10 protein-coding genes are annotated in these 15,124 nt (G+C 52.8%); 3 read left to right on the top strand and 7 right to left on the bottom strand.

Annotated elements, in window-relative coordinates; translation table 11 throughout:
- Window positions 1-176: 176 nt before the first annotated feature.
- The 3 genes from GK091_RS01590 to GK091_RS01580 form a co-directional block, all read right to left on the bottom strand.
- The gene (locus GK091_RS01590; RefSeq protein WP_164034880.1) at window positions 177-1,274 is read right to left on the bottom strand and encodes a fibronectin type III domain-containing protein; all 1,098 of its coding nucleotides are present in this window, start codon (window positions 1,272-1,274) and stop codon (window positions 177-179) included.
- Between the two features lie 71 nt (window positions 1,275-1,345).
- Window positions 1,346-2,518 carry an AIR synthase related protein gene (locus GK091_RS01585; RefSeq protein ID WP_164034879.1) on the bottom strand — a complete coding sequence of 391 codons (1,173 nt, stop codon included), beginning with the start codon at window positions 2,516-2,518 and terminating at the stop codon, window positions 1,346-1,348.
- Between the two features lie 150 nt (window positions 2,519-2,668).
- Window positions 2,669-3,634 (bottom strand): Gfo/Idh/MocA family protein, encoded by a 966-nt coding sequence (locus tag GK091_RS01580; protein WP_164034878.1) that lies wholly within the window; start codon window positions 3,632-3,634, stop codon window positions 2,669-2,671.
- A gap of 110 nt (window positions 3,635-3,744) precedes the next feature.
- Between GK091_RS01580 and GK091_RS01575 the strand changes: the two genes are divergently transcribed.
- Window positions 3,745-4,587, top strand: a complete 843-nt coding sequence (locus tag GK091_RS01575; RefSeq protein ID WP_317166311.1) for a DUF481 domain-containing protein — start codon at window positions 3,745-3,747, stop codon at window positions 4,585-4,587.
- A gap of 32 nt (window positions 4,588-4,619) precedes the next feature.
- On the opposite strand, the gene GK091_RS01570 is transcribed toward GK091_RS01575, so the two are convergent.
- The 4 genes from GK091_RS01570 to GK091_RS01555 form a co-directional block, all read right to left on the bottom strand.
- A complete protein-coding gene (locus tag GK091_RS01570) occupies window positions 4,620-5,462 on the bottom strand; it encodes a LysM peptidoglycan-binding domain-containing protein (RefSeq protein ID WP_164034877.1) in 843 nt (280 codons plus the stop codon).
- 14 nt (window positions 5,463-5,476) lie between these two features.
- A complete protein-coding gene (purE, locus tag GK091_RS01565; protein ID WP_164034876.1) occupies window positions 5,477-5,959 on the bottom strand; it encodes a 5-(carboxyamino)imidazole ribonucleotide mutase in 483 nt (160 codons plus the stop codon).
- Window positions 5,960-6,091: 132 nt separating this feature from the next.
- Window positions 6,092-7,294, bottom strand: coding sequence for a DUF1501 domain-containing protein (locus GK091_RS01560; protein WP_164034875.1), 1,203 nt, complete (start codon window positions 7,292-7,294; stop codon window positions 6,092-6,094).
- A 90-nt stretch (window positions 7,295-7,384) separates the two neighbouring features.
- Window positions 7,385-8,836, bottom strand: a complete 1,452-nt coding sequence (locus GK091_RS01555) for a DUF1800 domain-containing protein (RefSeq protein WP_164034874.1) — start codon at window positions 8,834-8,836, stop codon at window positions 7,385-7,387.
- Between the two features lie 386 nt (window positions 8,837-9,222).
- Between GK091_RS01555 and GK091_RS01550 the strand changes: the two genes are divergently transcribed.
- Window positions 9,223-13,254, top strand: a complete 4,032-nt coding sequence (locus GK091_RS01550; RefSeq protein WP_164034873.1) for a S8 family serine peptidase — start codon at window positions 9,223-9,225, stop codon at window positions 13,252-13,254.
- Window positions 13,208-15,112, top strand: a complete 1,905-nt coding sequence (locus tag GK091_RS01545; RefSeq protein ID WP_164034872.1) for a S8 family serine peptidase — start codon at window positions 13,208-13,210, stop codon at window positions 15,110-15,112. The genes GK091_RS01550 and GK091_RS01545 overlap by 47 nt, the downstream gene beginning before the upstream one ends.
- Window positions 15,113-15,124 lie beyond the last annotated feature (12 nt).

Below are 15,124 nucleotides of genomic sequence, written 5' to 3'. Positions count from 1 at the left end.
ATGCATAGCTCGTGTGACCGACGGGAATAATTTACGCTTCTATGAAGTCTGAAAAAGGCTTCTTGCTTCTTTCTCACCCGCCTTCGCAGAACGCGTCTAAACCCGACTGGCAACTCGTTCAGAAGATGAGCGCATTCTGTAATTGCAAGGCAACACGATACGGTGGCTCATCTAGTTTATCGCACCACTATTTTCTGCACCAATTGCTTTGGACCGCTGTGAGCCCGTAGCATATACATACCAGCGGGAAGTGGCTGAACAGGGAGTACAAGCATCGAACCATCAGGCCGAGGCTCAACATTCACTGGCCACTGCTGACCGGTCAGGATCGTAAGGGTATAGACAGCGTTGGCCATATTCCGCACCGCAATAAGAATTCGCTGGTCATCTACCGGGTTGCCCAGCAACTCAAGGGAAGGCGTCAACTCGTTCATCGCAACGGAAACGGGCCTAGAATCAGCCAGCTGACCATTCACATCAACCTGCCTCAGTCGATAGTAATTGACCCCATCCAGCGGGCGTTGGTCCGTGAAGCCGTAGTGCTGGCGCCGGTCGGTATTCCCGTTGGCAGTAACCCGCCCCAGCGTGACGAATTCACCCAAGTCCGGGCTACGTTGAATCGCAAAGTAATCAGCGTTGCGTTCCCAGGTCGTCTCCCAGCTCAACTGCACCTGCTCGCCCTGGGGTTTGGCCACAAAAGACACAAGCATAATGGGTAGCGCCTGGCCGTTGATGGCAATCTCGTCCAGATGAAGGACGGTATTACTGGCGGTGGGATTGCAGGCGTAAATGCGAAACGTTATCGAATTCGTCTGGCCACTGAAACCCGGATTACTTAATCCCACTGATGCCATCTGGTAGTTCGTTGAGGTACCCTGGGCATAAATGTCACTGCTGAACCCGTCAACGCTGGATCGAACGCTCAAGTCCTGGGGTCCACTCGCGGAACGGGAAAAGGCAAATGTCAACGAGGTTATGGTGAGCTGGGCCGTGCCAAGCGGTCTCACCGTAAATTCGACGTACTGTGTTTGGTTACAAAGGGTTGTCGACCAGTATTGTACGTTTACACCCAACCCCGCGTAGCCTGATGTATAAGGATTAACGGGCAATGGCCTCACCCCACCCGCGTAGCTGACATCCGAAACAGCAATCAGGCTATTGGATGAGCTACCGGCATCACTCCCTTCAAAACTCCATCTGGCGCTAAAGGGCGTCACTTGCCCACTAGCAAGCTGACAGAGCAACAGCAAAAGAATCGTAACCGATACCTTCATGGCAAGATAGAACAATTCGCAGTGTCACTACGAATTGCAATCTAGCTACTTACCGGAAGTTTACAAGAAATCTAATACAAAAAAGTACCCTGATCCGAATTTATGGTGACTCGCTTGCCGCTATAAGCCTCCACGCGGCCAATTAATTGAGCAGCAATGCCAAATGAGTTTGCCACATCGATAACACGCTGAGCGACATTTTCGGGCAGATATACTTCCAACCGGTGCCCCATATTGAAGACTTTATACATCTCCTGCCAGCTCGTACCGCTCTCCTGCTGAATGAGCTGAAACAAAGGCGGAACCGGGAACAGATTATCTTTTATAACGTGCAGATCATCGATAAAATGAAGCACCTTGGTCTGTGCACCACCCGAACAATGCACCATACCATGAATGTATGGGCGCAACTCATTGAGAAGCATTTTGACGACGGGTGCGTACGTACGCGTGGGCGACAGAATCAGTTGACCGACCGTCACCGTCTCGCCAGTACCGACGGCGATGGTGTCCGTTAGTCGTTTCGATCCGCTATAGATAAGATTTCGATCAATTGCCGGGTCAAAACTTTCCGGGTAGTTGTCAGCAAGGTAATGAGCCAGCACATCATGCCGGGCCGACGTAAGCCCATTGCTACCCATGCCGCCGTTGTAGGTTGTTTCGTAGGTTGACTGGCCGAATGAAGCGAGTCCGACAATGACATCACCCGCCTGGATACGATCATTACTGATGACCTGATCGCGTCGCATCCGGGCAATGACCGTGCTATCGACAATAACCGTGCGAACCAGATCACCGACATCGGCGGTTTCACCACCCGTGCTGTAGATCTCAATGCCGTGGTCGCGAAGCATCTGCAACACCTCTTCCGTACCATTGATAAGTTCGGCAATCACTTCACCCGGAATCAGGTTTTTGTTACGCCCGATGGTCGACGATAGCAGCATGGGACCAGTGGCACCAACGCAGATCAGGTCGTCAGTATTCATGACGACCGCATCCTGGGCAATACCCCGCCAGACGCTCAGATCACCCGTTTCGCGCCAGTACAGGTAGGCCAGCGATGATTTTGTTCCAGCTCCGTCAGCATGCATGATGGTGCAATACTCCGGATCGCCAGCCAGCGTATCGGGCACGATTTTGCAAAACGCCTTGGGAAATAATCCCTTGTCGAGCTGGGCTATGGCGTTGTGAACATCTTCTTTACTGGCGGAAACTCCGCGTTGGGCGTAACGATCGGTCATGCCACAAAGGTAAGGAGGAATGGGAAGAGCGGGACAAAAAGACTGAAAAAACGCCGGCCCCTTCCCTCTCAGGAACCAATGTTTTCGATGTAACGCGGGAGGAAACCAGCGATGTCAAAGGTCGCTGGTTTCCTCCCGCGTTACACAAGTCTAATAAACGATACCCGTTTCGGCCCGGATCGCGTCCAGCAGTTCCATGAGATTCAGGCTGTCGTCAAGCGACCAACTGTTACTTTCGGTCCGGCCTTCGGTCAGACAGTCCATCACGTGTTGTGCTTCAAAGTCATAGCCGTGCGTGCTCCGATCAAAATCAAACTCGACCGGTTCCTGCCCGTCGATCAGAAGCGTTACGCCTTTCGTTTCGTGAAAACGACTATGGATGCGAATCTGACCCGACTCGCCCTGAATGACACCAACACAATCGGTTTTTGCCTGTAACGTGCAATCCAACAGGGCTAACTGTCCAGCCTCATACGTCAGCACCATACCGCACTGCTCATCGACCCCGGTTTGGCCAAATACGGCTGATGCCTTGATCGACTTCGGTTTTCCGAGCAACAGATAAGACAGAAAAAGCGGATAAATACCAATATCGAGCAAGGCTCCACCGCCCAGTGCTTTGTTGAACAGTCGGCCTTCGGGGGAGAACTCCGCTTTGAAGCCGAAGTCAGCTTTTACCGAAACAACCTTACCGATCGCGCCCGACTGCGTTAGTTCCAGTGCTTTCACAATGCCGGGCATGAACCGGCTCCAGAGGGCTTCCATCAAAAAAATCCCTTTCGATCGGGCGGTTTCCACCATCTCGCGCACCTGCTCGCTGTTCATGGCAAAGGGTTTCTCCCCCAACACTGCCACGCCACCGTTCAACAACAGCATGGTATTTTCGTGGTGTTGTGTGTGCGGAGTAGCGATATAAACCACATCCAGATCGGGTAGCGTTAATAGGTCTTCATAGGTTCCGAACGCATGTTCAGCGCCATACTGTTGCGCAAATTCATCGGCACGTTGCTGACTGGACGAAGCGACAGCGTATAGTTGTGCATCGGGCAGTGTCAGCAAATCCTGCGCAAATTTATGGGCGATGCGGCCCGGTCCTAAGATTCCCCAGCGGATCATGTAGCTACTGATTGAGTGAAGGCTATTCGATAAATAGGCCAGTCGGCCATCGGTCAAATCTATACTTTTTTCCTAAGTTGCGCCCCTTACCAACGCAACATACCGTGAAAATAGCTCACGTCTTTATTCTTATCTTCAGTACCTGTGTCTTTCATTTTAGGGCTTTTTCCCAGATCGTGGAGCAGCCCGATCCGTTACGACCCTCAACACCAGACTCTATCAGCACGAGCAAGACCGACTCAAGCAAGGCCATAACCGGCCGTAAGGATACAGCTAAAGCAGCGCCCGTCCCACCAACGCCCCTCTTCCGGTACCGCTTCGCGGCCGATGGCACAATCACATCCGGTAACGTCGAGCGGGCTTTATTGCAATTGGCCAGTTCTGTCGATTACCAGCTTAGCAATTATTTCAAACTGTCCAGCAATCCATCGTTCGTCTACGGAAAGCAGAATGGACTACTGGCCGAACGCGAGTGGTTTGGCGATCTACGAACGACGTACCGACACGAAAAACGGCTATACTATCTGGCTTTTGGGTCTTACGAGCGAAGTAATTTGCGACAGATCAACCATCGGTGGACCGTTGCGAGTGGAGCGGGCTTTAAAGTGCTGAACCAGAAGCGGGCTTACATTTCCATCACGGACGTTCTGATGCAGGAATACACCGACTTTCTGGAACTGAATGACATCAACATTTTCCGAAATTCGCTACGGCTCTATGGCGAGTACACGTTCGATCACGACCGCTGGACAGTTACCCATACGACATTTTATCAACCCGCATTAGGTCAGTACAATATCCGTTGGAATGCCAGTGCCAGTGTTCAGGTAAAACTAACCGCAACAACCAGTCTGCGAACAACACTGGCGAATGCGTACGAAAGCCTGGTCGTTCCCGGCCGCCAGAATAACGACCTCCGCTTTACGGTGGGGCTGGTCTATGAGAAAAAATAATGGATTGCCGGTCCGCCGGTGCGGTCTCTACATTATTTCTTTTCCGGGAATGGGATAATCAGTCGTTCGCCCCGCGTGGCGATGTCTTTATCTCGTTTGTTGGCCCGCATGATAGCTTCCTTACTTACACCATACTTCTGGGCTATTACACGCAGTACATCACCCGGTCCAACAGTATGAACCGCCATTACTTTCACGTTCAGTTTCGTAACGCCCGCCTTCACATCGCTTTCCGATACATTGGGGTTTAGCTCTTTCAGCGTACTCACCTTCATGTTGTAGCGGTTGGCTACGCCATAAAAGGTTTCTCCCGATCCAACGGTGTACGCCCTTGACAAGCCACCGGGGGTTATTTTAGGCTTTTCGGTTGCAACCTCTTCTTTCGGTTTCTCCGCTTTGGGCTTTTCGGTTGCAACCTCTTCTTTCGGTTTTTCGACCGTTGGTTTCTCTTCTTTTTTGACTACGTCCGGTTTCTCAGCGGCCGGTTTCACCACGGTTGCCTTTTCGTTTGGTCCGGGTTTACCAGCGGTCGTTTCCCGATTTCCTTCGGCAACCTCTTCAGCCAGCGTATTGGCTTCGGGCGCATCGGCAGGGGGAGCCGCCTGCGACAGATCGACCGGAGCGGGCTGTGAGGAGGTATCCACTTCCTCAGGTGCCATCAGCATGTCCCCATTTTCCTGCGCAATTGGTTGCTGAGAGGTTGTGTCGAGGGCAACGTTCGTCAGTTCATCGGAGCCATTGGTATCGTCGGAAATATATTCATAACCAACATAAAGCAAAGCCGCGATCAGGCCGACCAGTACAATGAGCGTAAGAGCGGGCAAACCGGAGCTTCCGGTCGGACGTGGATTTGTCGTTTGATTATCAGTTTCCATTGAGCATGTATTAATTAGGGCGTAGTCAGCTGGCGGCTCATCTCAGCCACTTTTTCTTTCAATTCTTCTTTAAACTGCGTCAGCTTTTGAGAAACCCGTTCATCGGCACTGCCAATAATTTGCGCAGCCAGAATACCTGCGTTACGCGCGCCGTCGAGGGCCATTGTGGCCACAGGAACGCCAGCCGGCATCTGTAAGATTGACAGGACAGAATCCCAACCATCGATGGAATTGCTCGATTTGACAGGCACACCGATTACGGGCAATGTAGTCAATGACGCTACCATACCAGGCAGATGAGCCGCGCCACCCGCCCCGGCAATAATGACCCGCAAACCCCGGTCACGGGCTGTTTTCGCGTAATCAACCATTTTTTCGGGTGTACGGTGCGCCGAAACGATGTCCATCTCCCATACCACACCCAACGTGGTTAAAATCTCGGCAGCCTCCTGCATGACCTTACGGTCCGAGAGGCTCCCCATAATAATACCTACCATTCAGAATAATACAAATTGACTCTTTGCGAAGTAACGCAGTTTAGCGCAGACTTTTATGGTAAGCGCGTGAAATATTATCGTAAGTAACCAGGACGACAAAACTCGGGTTGCTACCTATTGTGACCAGCCTTCTCAAACGATCTTCAGCGGTTCAAATTTTCGCCCGAGAATCGCTACATCATCCGTACCCAGATAGTCACGAAGCAGCGTAGCATAAATCTGACGAAAATCAACGGAATACGTTAGGTCACCATCGGTTAATTTAGTCAGATCAGGCGCTTCGTTCAGCACCCGGCGCGACGGTAAACCGCCACCGATTAGAAACACGTTATTGGCCGTTCCGTGGTCGGTCCCGTTACTGGCGTTCTGCTTCACCCGCCGACCAAACTCCGAGAACGTCATCAGCATGACATCATTTTGTCGCCCGGCCGCTTTCAGGTCAGTCATAAATGCGCCAACAGCTTCGGCATATTGCCCCAGTAGTCGCTCCTGCTGACCCGGCTGGTTGATGTGCGTATCGAAACCACTGATCGAGATGTAGTAAACGCTCGTTCCGACGCCCGACTGAATAAACTGGGAGACGGTTTTGAGCCGGTTGCCCAGTTCATGGTTCGGATAGGTAGCTGGCGTGTGCTGTATCCTGGCCTTGTCATACACGTACTCAGCCGACGAAACCGTTTCGGCCAGCGTTTTGTAGAGATAGGCAACCGGTTCCGGCTCGTCGTGATGATCGCGGCTCAGTTTCGTCACCAGCCCGCTGCGCGTCTGAGTATACAGCTTTTTAGGGTCCAGGACAGCCATTCCGTTCAGGCTGTTTCCTTTCAGCGCAAGGCTAAGCGTGTCATCGACCTCTATCGTTCGGAACGGCTGCTGTTCTTTTCCGGCACAGGCAGCATCCAGATAACGCCCAATCCAACCCGTACGCAGGTACTGGTCCGAATCGCTGGCAGTTTGCCAGATGTCCATCGAGCGAAAATGCGACCGGTCCGGATTGGGATACCCCACGTTATTAATCACCGTCAGCAATCCATCGTCATACAGCGCTTTCAGCGGACCCATTGCCGGATGAATACCGATTTCGTCGGTCAACGGCAGCACTTTCTCGGGACGAATAGCAATCGTTGGCCGCTCGCGGTAGTAAATATCATTGCGGTAGGGGACAACCGTATTCAGGCCATCATTACCCCCCGACAGTTGCACGATCACCAGAATCTTGCCGTTCGATCCGGTCAGTTGACCCATCGCCTGCGTTTCGTAGGCTTTCAGAAAATGCGGAATCAGCAGGGTTCCCGCGGTTGTCAGGGCCGATTGTTTTACAAAGTCTCTGCGGTTCATGGTTAAAGAGCGAAAGAGTAAATGAATGAACGAGTGAACAACTGGCTTACGCGTCAGCGTTTCGCCCTTTTGCCTTTCACTCGTTCACCACTATGTAAGCTGATACTCGGGTAAGCTCATCAGGGCCGCCGTTAGGGCGTGGATGCGCCGGGAACGGGTTAGATCATGTGCGGTTTGCGTTTCGATCAATTTCTTCTGTTCAGCCTTGAGCGGGAATGGCAACAAAGCAGCCGCGATAGCGTCGGGAAGGTCATTGTCGGGCGTTTTGGCAAATATGGTCTCGAAGCCGTCCCAGTTGATCGTTACCTGAAACCGTTGCCCACCTTTTCGGGCCAGAAGTTGCGTGTTGATGTCGCCGTCTTCTTTAGGCCGAACGGTCACCTCGGCATCGTTCAGAACGTAACTTGGCAGCTGCATCCGGAACAGCAAACTCGACGAATCGATCCAGTTCTTGCCACCCGGCCAGCCCGCTACATTGGGCGGGTAAAAGAGAATCTGTCCTAATGTCCGCTGGACGAAAATCTGCGTTTGCGGCTGCTGAAACGTTAGGTTGAGCGTGTGGCGCATCCCGGCCAGTAGCTCAACCGGCGACTTAATGTGCGATCCGACGTTTTTGGGGTCGTAGAACCAGTCGGTGGAAAATAGGCTTTCCATCAGACCGGCAATGTCATACCCACTTTTATAGAATTGCTCGGCTAATTGCTCAATTCGTGTGGTGCTTTCAGCGTCGTTGGCCGGGCTGTCCGTAACGAAATACCGGTAAATTTTGGTGGTTATAAACGTTGCGGTCTGCTTATTTTCGAGTAACATGGCAATCACATCGTCGCCATTGAACGCACCGGTCTTACCGAAAACTGTCTTATCACCCTCGTCGTGAACGCGCTCCCGAAAGACAAACTGCCCGTCGGACGTGAACTGCCAACCCGTGAATGCCCGCGCGGCTTCTTTTATGTCATATTCCGAATAATGCCCGCGTCCCAGCGTAAACAACTCCATCAACTCACGGGCGAAGTTCTCATTGGGCGCATTCTTCCGGTTCTGCTGGTTGTTGAGGAATTGCAACATTGCCGGTTCTTTCGACACCGCCATCAGCAAATCACCGAAACGACCCAGTGCATGTTTACGGATCGTGTTGGCGTATTGCTGCATGAACAACGGATTCTGGCCCATGGTCCGGCAGGCAAAATGACCATGCCAGAACAGGGCCATTTTCTCCCGTACCACGCCCTGCCCGGATGCCATCCGATCGAGCCATTGCAGGTTCAGATCTCGGATCTTTTCGGCATTCATCCGAATGCGTTCTTTCAGCATGTCCCGGTCAAGCTGGCCGTCTTTCACCAGCCCTTTCAGCGCCTTCTTCGTCACGTTTTCGTCGGGTTCGACGACGCGCAATTCCGTAAACGACTCGCTGTCCTTCATTAACTGACGAACGACTTTCCGAATTGATTTTCGGGCGGCTTCATCAAGTTCAGCCGGCGTAGCCCCGAAACCGGCCCGCGTGAAGAGGTAGCGGGTTTGTTGCTGTCTGCTCAGTTTATCCATAGGCCTCATTGACTGGCTATACTACTAGGACAAACTAAGGTAATGAGCGTTTAACGGACAACGAATTAAAATTCGCTTATAGATAGCTCATCGTCTGACAATTACCAGAACAGACGATGACACTTTTTGCCATCAACCAGTTTATTGATTCATTCTCCATCAAGTCTTGACGTGCTATACGCTTAGCGCAGGTACTGTATCATGAACGAGCTTTTTGGAACAGGACCAATCAATCGCTCTTCTCACTGGTTGTTAACCCCAGGAACGCATGATTAAATTTCCATTTAAACGATTTTATGTCAGCAGGCCCCCGCAACACAATCACCTCTTTTCTCGTATCTACTATATACCTTCGATAGCCGACCGATGTGGTTCGGCAATTCCTTATGCAACAACGTTTACGGCCACTGGTAGGTCTGCTTTTCTTCCTGACAAGTACAGTTCTTAAAGCGCAGCCTTTACCTCAATATAACACGCAGCAACGGGCCAGTCAGCAGGCGCTTCAAAAGACGCTGACGCAGCTACAGCTTACCAATTACCAACAGGCCCTTACTATAGCCCAACGCCTGAATCGGCCCATCGAGCAGCGCCATACCAACGGTACCGTGTCTATTCTTCGGGGTGTTACGGAGCGGGGGGAATTGCTGTACGATATGACATACAGCACTACGCGGGCGGGTCAGACCACAAAAACAAATACGCTTTACGCGGGAGGAAGTCTGGGCGTATCGCTGTCGGGCAGTACGTTGAAAGATAAACTGGCTTACTGGGATGGTGGCAAGGTACGTAATACGCATATCGAGTTCAGAAACGGTACAGCCAGCCGTATTTCGCAGATCGACAACGCCAGTACGGTCGATTTACACGCGACTCACGTAGCAGGCATCATGGTGGCCGCGGGTGTCAATGCGCAGGTACGGGGCATGGCGTATGCGGCCAATCTACGGGCTTATGACTTTAACAGCGATATTTCGGAGATGAGTACGGCAGCGCCTAACCTGCTCGTTTCCAATCACTCTTACGGGTCTAAGGCGGGCTGGGTGTACAACGACGCCCGAACCACCACCACCAAATGGGAATGGTGGGGTGACACTACGGTCAGCAAAACCGACGACTATAAATTTGGTCTTTACGATGCCAATGCCGTTTCCTGGGATCGAATTGCGGTAAACTCCCCTAACTATCTGATCGTCAAGTCAGCGGGTAACGACCGGGGCGAAAATGGTCCCGGTGCCGGTCAACCTTACTACCTGGGTAGCAGCAACGTCACCAGCACCGTGGCGCGGGCCAACCAGGATGGCTATGATCTGATTAGTACGTATGGCACGGCCAAGAACATCCTGTCGGTGGCTGCGGTGAGCTACCTCACCAATGGCTATAATCAGCCTGCCGATGTTTCGCTGGCCGATTTCAGCAGTTGGGGGCCTACCGACGATGGACGCATCAAGCCTGACATTGCCGGAGTAGGCGTCAGTGTGCTCTCGACCAGTTCTGACAGCGACAGTGCCTACACGACGTTGAGTGGTACATCGATGTCATCGCCTAACGTAGCGGGCTCAATTTTTCTATTGCAGGAGTTGTTCTCACAGCGGAATAGCGGTCGTTTCCTTCGTTCATCGACGCTCAAAGGGCTGGTTCTTCATACCGCCGATGAGGCTGGTTCGGCTCCCGGCCCGGATTATCGGTTCGGTTGGGGGTTGCTCAATATGGAACGGGCCGGACGCGCCATCTTAAACGCCGATCAAAGCTACCTGATCGACGAACGAACAATCAATCAGGGTGAACCGTATTCGCTGACGGTGGTCGCTTCGGGACGTGGGCCACTAGTGGCAACCACCAGCTGGACCGACCCCGCCGGAACGGCAGGCTCTGGATTAAACAACCGAACCATCAAACTCGTCAATGACCTCGACCTGCGAATCAGCGATGGTCAGACGACGTCGCAGCCTTGGGTTCTCGATCCGACGAACCCGGCCAATGCAGCCACGCAGGGTGACAATATCCGCGATAATGTTGAACAGGTGCTGATCACCAATCCGATACCGGGTAAAAGCTATACGCTTACCGTTACCCACAAAGGCACGTTGAGCGGCACAAAACAGGATTATGCGTTGCTGATAAGCGGCATTGGCGGGCAAGTTTACTGCGCATCCGCACCCACTTCAACGGCAGATACCAAAATCAGTCGCGTACAGTTCGGCAGCATCAATCAGGCGGGTACAGACGGATGCACTTCGTATACCGATTTTTCGCAGGTAACCACCACTATTCAGGCGGGGCAGCAGATTCCGCTAACCGTCTCACTGGGTACGTGCGGAGCCGCCAAGAACGCAATCGTGAAAGCGTTTATCGACTGGAACCAGAACGGCAGTTTCGACGATGACGGAGAAACCGTTGCCACATCTGCGGTTCTGAGTAACACCGGTCAATTTACCGCAACGGTTCCCATCTCGGCCAGCGCGCAGAGCGGCCAGATTCTGCGCCTGCGCATCGTAGCGAGTGAAACGGATAACGCGGCCAACGTGCTTTCGTGCGGCAGTTACGCGAACGGCGAAACGCAGGATTACGTGCTTAACGTGGTTCGTACAGCCAACGACCTGAGTGCCGTAGCGCTAGTTTCACCGGTGACTAATTTTTGCGGGCAGACGAACAGCGAACTGATCGTATCGGTTCGGGTCCGTAACCTTGGCACAGCCGTCCAGCGGAACGTACCGGTTACCGTTCAAATCACGGATGCGAACAGCACTACGGTGACGACGCTCAACGGCACTATCCAGCAGATTGGTGCCTTCCGCGATAGTGTGCTCACGTTTCAGGTGCCAGCGAGTGTGACGTTGATCGCTGGTCAGACATACCGGTTTACGGTGGTGACCAACCTGAGTACGGATCAGAATCCGGCCAACAACACCCTGACCGAAACCCGCACAACGGCCCCGGCTCCCACCAATGGTCTGTTCAGTGCTCTGCTTTGTAGCAACGATGCGGCCATATCGCTACGAAACACGGGCGGTGGCGTTGCCTTCTGGTACGACGCGCCAAGTGGTGGGAATCTACTGGCGGCTGGCAATCAGACGAGTGTGCCGACCTTGCCGACCAGCGGACAGTTTTATGCCGCCCTGAACGAATTTTCAGCGGTTATCGGACCCACCGACAAACGGGTATTTGGCGGAGGTAGTTACGCCGGAAACTTTGGTCCAGCTCCACTGATCACGACCAAAGTACCGCTGACGCTTGAAAGTGCCCGGCTCTACATAGCCAGCGCGGGTCAGTTGACGTTCACCGTTCGCAAATACGACAATACGGCCATTTCGAGCGTAACGCTAGATGTGGCTCCTACGCGAAACCAGAGCCTGACGGCGACTGTCAATGGGCAACTTGTTGATGATCCGAATGATCAGGGCGCTGTTTATCCCCTCAATCTGCGCATTCCGGACGCGGGGGATTACCAGATAACCATCGATTATGCCGGTGGCGCGTCGATTTTTCGGAGTAACACCGCCGTTACCGGATTTCCCTACCAGGTGAAGACCCAGTCAGGGGTACCCATCGTCAGCATCAAGGGATCGCTCTACCAGAACGGTACCACATACGATACGCTAAAAACGGCCTGGTATTATTTTTACAACCTCAAGGTTCGCTCGCTCGATTGCCCTTCCGTTCAGCGTACGCCTGTCACGTCAACGACTGGAACAGCGGCTACGGCCAGTATCAGCGCCGACGGTTCAACCAGTATCTGTCAGGGCAACAGTGTGACACTACGGGCAGGAACGGGCACCGATTATACGTTTCAATGGCTGCGCAATGGACAACCTATTTCAGGCGCAACAAGCAGTACGATTCTGGCGGCTACAGCGGGAAACTATACGGTTCAGGTAGCTAACGCGTGTTTACCGGTTGTATCTACAGCCATACCCGTTACGGTTCGAACGGCCCAAACGCCGGTCATTACGGTGAACAGTTTTACGCTGACGGCTAACGCCACATCCGATATTCAATGGTTACTCAACGGCGTTCCCATCACCGGCGCAACAAACCCAACTTATGTCGTTGTACAAACCGGACGCTATTCGGTTCGGGGTAATGTGAACGGCTGTGGCGCACTAACATCAGCGGATGTTTACCTGGTAATTCTGGCTACCGAGCCCGTCGTTGACGACAATACGCTGAACGTTTATCCTATTCCGGCTACCCGTCAGCTAACAATTTCCCTATCCTCGGCAACGACCTTTCAATCGCTACCAACCGTTCGTCTGACCGACTTACGTGGGCTGACGATACAAACGGCGACACTTCAACGAAACGGAAAAGAGTATTTGGTACAATTGGATGTCACCGATTTGCCCGGTGGTACATTTTTTGTAGTGGTTACGGATGATAAAACTCAGACTAGCTGGGTTCGGCGCATTCGTAAACAATAGGGTAATCGTCTCCACTAATTCATCGATTCTTCAGGCACAACGCAAAGCAACAGGTAGCGGCTCAGGCATTACAAAAACCGCTATTTGCTTTGTGGTGTGCCTGCTGGACGTATTCATGTGTCCGGCACAGACGCGGCTGATTCCTCAAAAAAACTGGCAGATCGAGCTTGGTCAACGGTACGACAGTCTGCGAAAGCAAACGCGTAAATTGGCTCAGGAGTACGGCTGGCCCCGCTACAAAAACTATTCCAGTAGCCGACAACTGGTACTTCAGGAAGTCGATGTGGCTGGTCAACCGATTTATTACACGCTCCATAACGCCCAGGAAGCCCACGCGACCAAAACGCAGTCGTTGTACACAGGAGGAAACCTGCAACTGAACTTGTCAGGCAGCAGTAGCGCGCTACGGGGTAAGCTGGGGATGTGGGATGGTGGACGGGCTTTGTCGACGCATCAGGAATTAATTGGTTTGTCAGCGAACGCATCGGCCGTTCAGCAGATGGATAAAGGCTCGGCACTGAACAATCACACAACGCACCTTGCCGGAACGCTGATCGCGCGCGGTATCAATTCCGAAGCACGGGGCATGGCCTACGGGGCCAATCTGTCGATCTGGGATTATACCGACGATCTAAGCGAAATCACCACAGCCGCACCCGGATTACTCTTATCCAATCATGCTTATGGCCCCGTAGTGGGTTGGGTTTACAATCCGTCCCGACCTGGAACAGACCCAACACTCAAATGGGAATGGTGGGGAAATACGACGATGAGCGCAACGGACGATTATCTGTTTGGCTTTTACACGGCTAAAGCCCGCGACCTCGACCGGATTGCGTACAATAATCCGTTTTACCTGATGGTTCGGTCGGCGGATAATAAACGGGCCGAAACGGGCCCGCCCGCAGGTACGGCTTATTTTCTAAAAAATACGAACGATAAAAGTACACTACCCCGAAATCACAACAATGCTTATGACGTAATACCCGCCGAAGCAACGGCAAAAAACGTACTGACGGTCGGTGCGGCCGCTGTTCTGGTGAATCCAAAAAGCCAAGCCATTTCGATCAGCAGCACCGCATTCAGCGGCTGGGGCCCAACCGACGACGGACGCATCAAGCCCGATCTTTTGGCAATGGGTACGGATGTGTTCTCTACCCTATCCGATAGTTCGACGGCTTATGGCACCTACACGGGTACGTCGATGGCATCAGCCAACGTGACGGGTTCACTGGCTTTACTCCAGGAACTCTACGCTCAACAAAAAAGCGCAACGGCACTCGCTTCCCAGAACACGATCAGCAGCCAATTTATGCGATCGGCAACACTGCGGGGACTCGTTCTTCATACGGCTACCCGAAACAACCCGGCCTCCGGACCCGACTACCGGCAAGGATGGGGGCTGCTCAATACCGAAGCAGCTGCGCGCGTAATTCTGAACACGGATCAGGCACACCGCCTACTAGCAAAAACGCTTGAATCAGGAGGAACGTTTACCGAGCGTGTCGTCGCACAGGGCAATGAGCCACTGCTGATAACGCTGTGCTGGACAGACCCGGAGGGAGCGGCCACCACCGTTGCTCCTGCTTACGTAAATAGCCGAACGCCCAAGCTCATCAATGACCTTGACTGCCGATTGACCGACGGAAAAACAATAGCGTTGCCGTTTGTTCTCGATCCTGGCAACCCGGACCGGCCAGCGACTTCCGGCGATAACAACCTTGATACGATCGAGCAGATCTATGTACCAAACCCCGCGCCCGGCCAGGCCTATACCCTGACCGTTTCACACAAGGGGAAAATGACCTACGCCGGGCAACCGTTCACCCTCATCATAAGCGGCCTTCGTCGTTCTTAGTGTCAGTTTGCT

Origin of the sequence: Spirosoma agri (assembly GCF_010747415.1) — a bacterium.
In the GTDB taxonomy this organism is placed as follows: Bacteria; Bacteroidota; Bacteroidia; order Cytophagales; family Spirosomataceae; genus Spirosoma; species Spirosoma agri.
The sequence above is the reverse complement of the archived record's forward strand: the minus strand, read 5'-3'. Positions and strand labels throughout refer to the sequence as shown.

What these genes read in the sequence shown, in the direction of transcription:
- GK091_RS01590 (WP_164034880.1), bottom strand. Translation starts at nt 1,274, where the DNA reads ATGAAGGTATCGGTTACGATTCTTTTGCTGTTGCTCTGTCAGCTTGCT.
- GK091_RS01585 (WP_164034879.1), bottom strand. Translation starts at nt 2,518, where the DNA reads ATGACCGATCGTTACGCCCAACGCGGAGTTTCCGCCAGTAAAGAAGAT.
- GK091_RS01580 (WP_164034878.1), bottom strand. Translation starts at nt 3,634, where the DNA reads ATGATCCGCTGGGGAATCTTAGGACCGGGCCGCATCGCCCATAAATTT.
- GK091_RS01570 (WP_164034877.1), bottom strand. Translation starts at nt 5,462, where the DNA reads ATGGAAACTGATAATCAAACGACAAATCCACGTCCGACCGGAAGCTCC.
- purE (WP_164034876.1), bottom strand. Translation starts at nt 5,959, where the DNA reads ATGGTAGGTATTATTATGGGGAGCCTCTCGGACCGTAAGGTCATGCAG.
- GK091_RS01560 (WP_164034875.1), bottom strand. Translation starts at nt 7,294, where the DNA reads ATGAACCGCAGAGACTTTGTAAAACAATCGGCCCTGACAACCGCGGGA.
- GK091_RS01555 (WP_164034874.1), bottom strand. Translation starts at nt 8,836, where the DNA reads ATGGATAAACTGAGCAGACAGCAACAAACCCGCTACCTCTTCACGCGG.
- GK091_RS01550 (WP_164034873.1), top strand. Translation starts at nt 9,223, where the DNA reads ATGCAACAACGTTTACGGCCACTGGTAGGTCTGCTTTTCTTCCTGACA.
- GK091_RS01545 (WP_164034872.1), top strand. Translation starts at nt 13,208, where the DNA reads ATGATAAAACTCAGACTAGCTGGGTTCGGCGCATTCGTAAACAATAGG.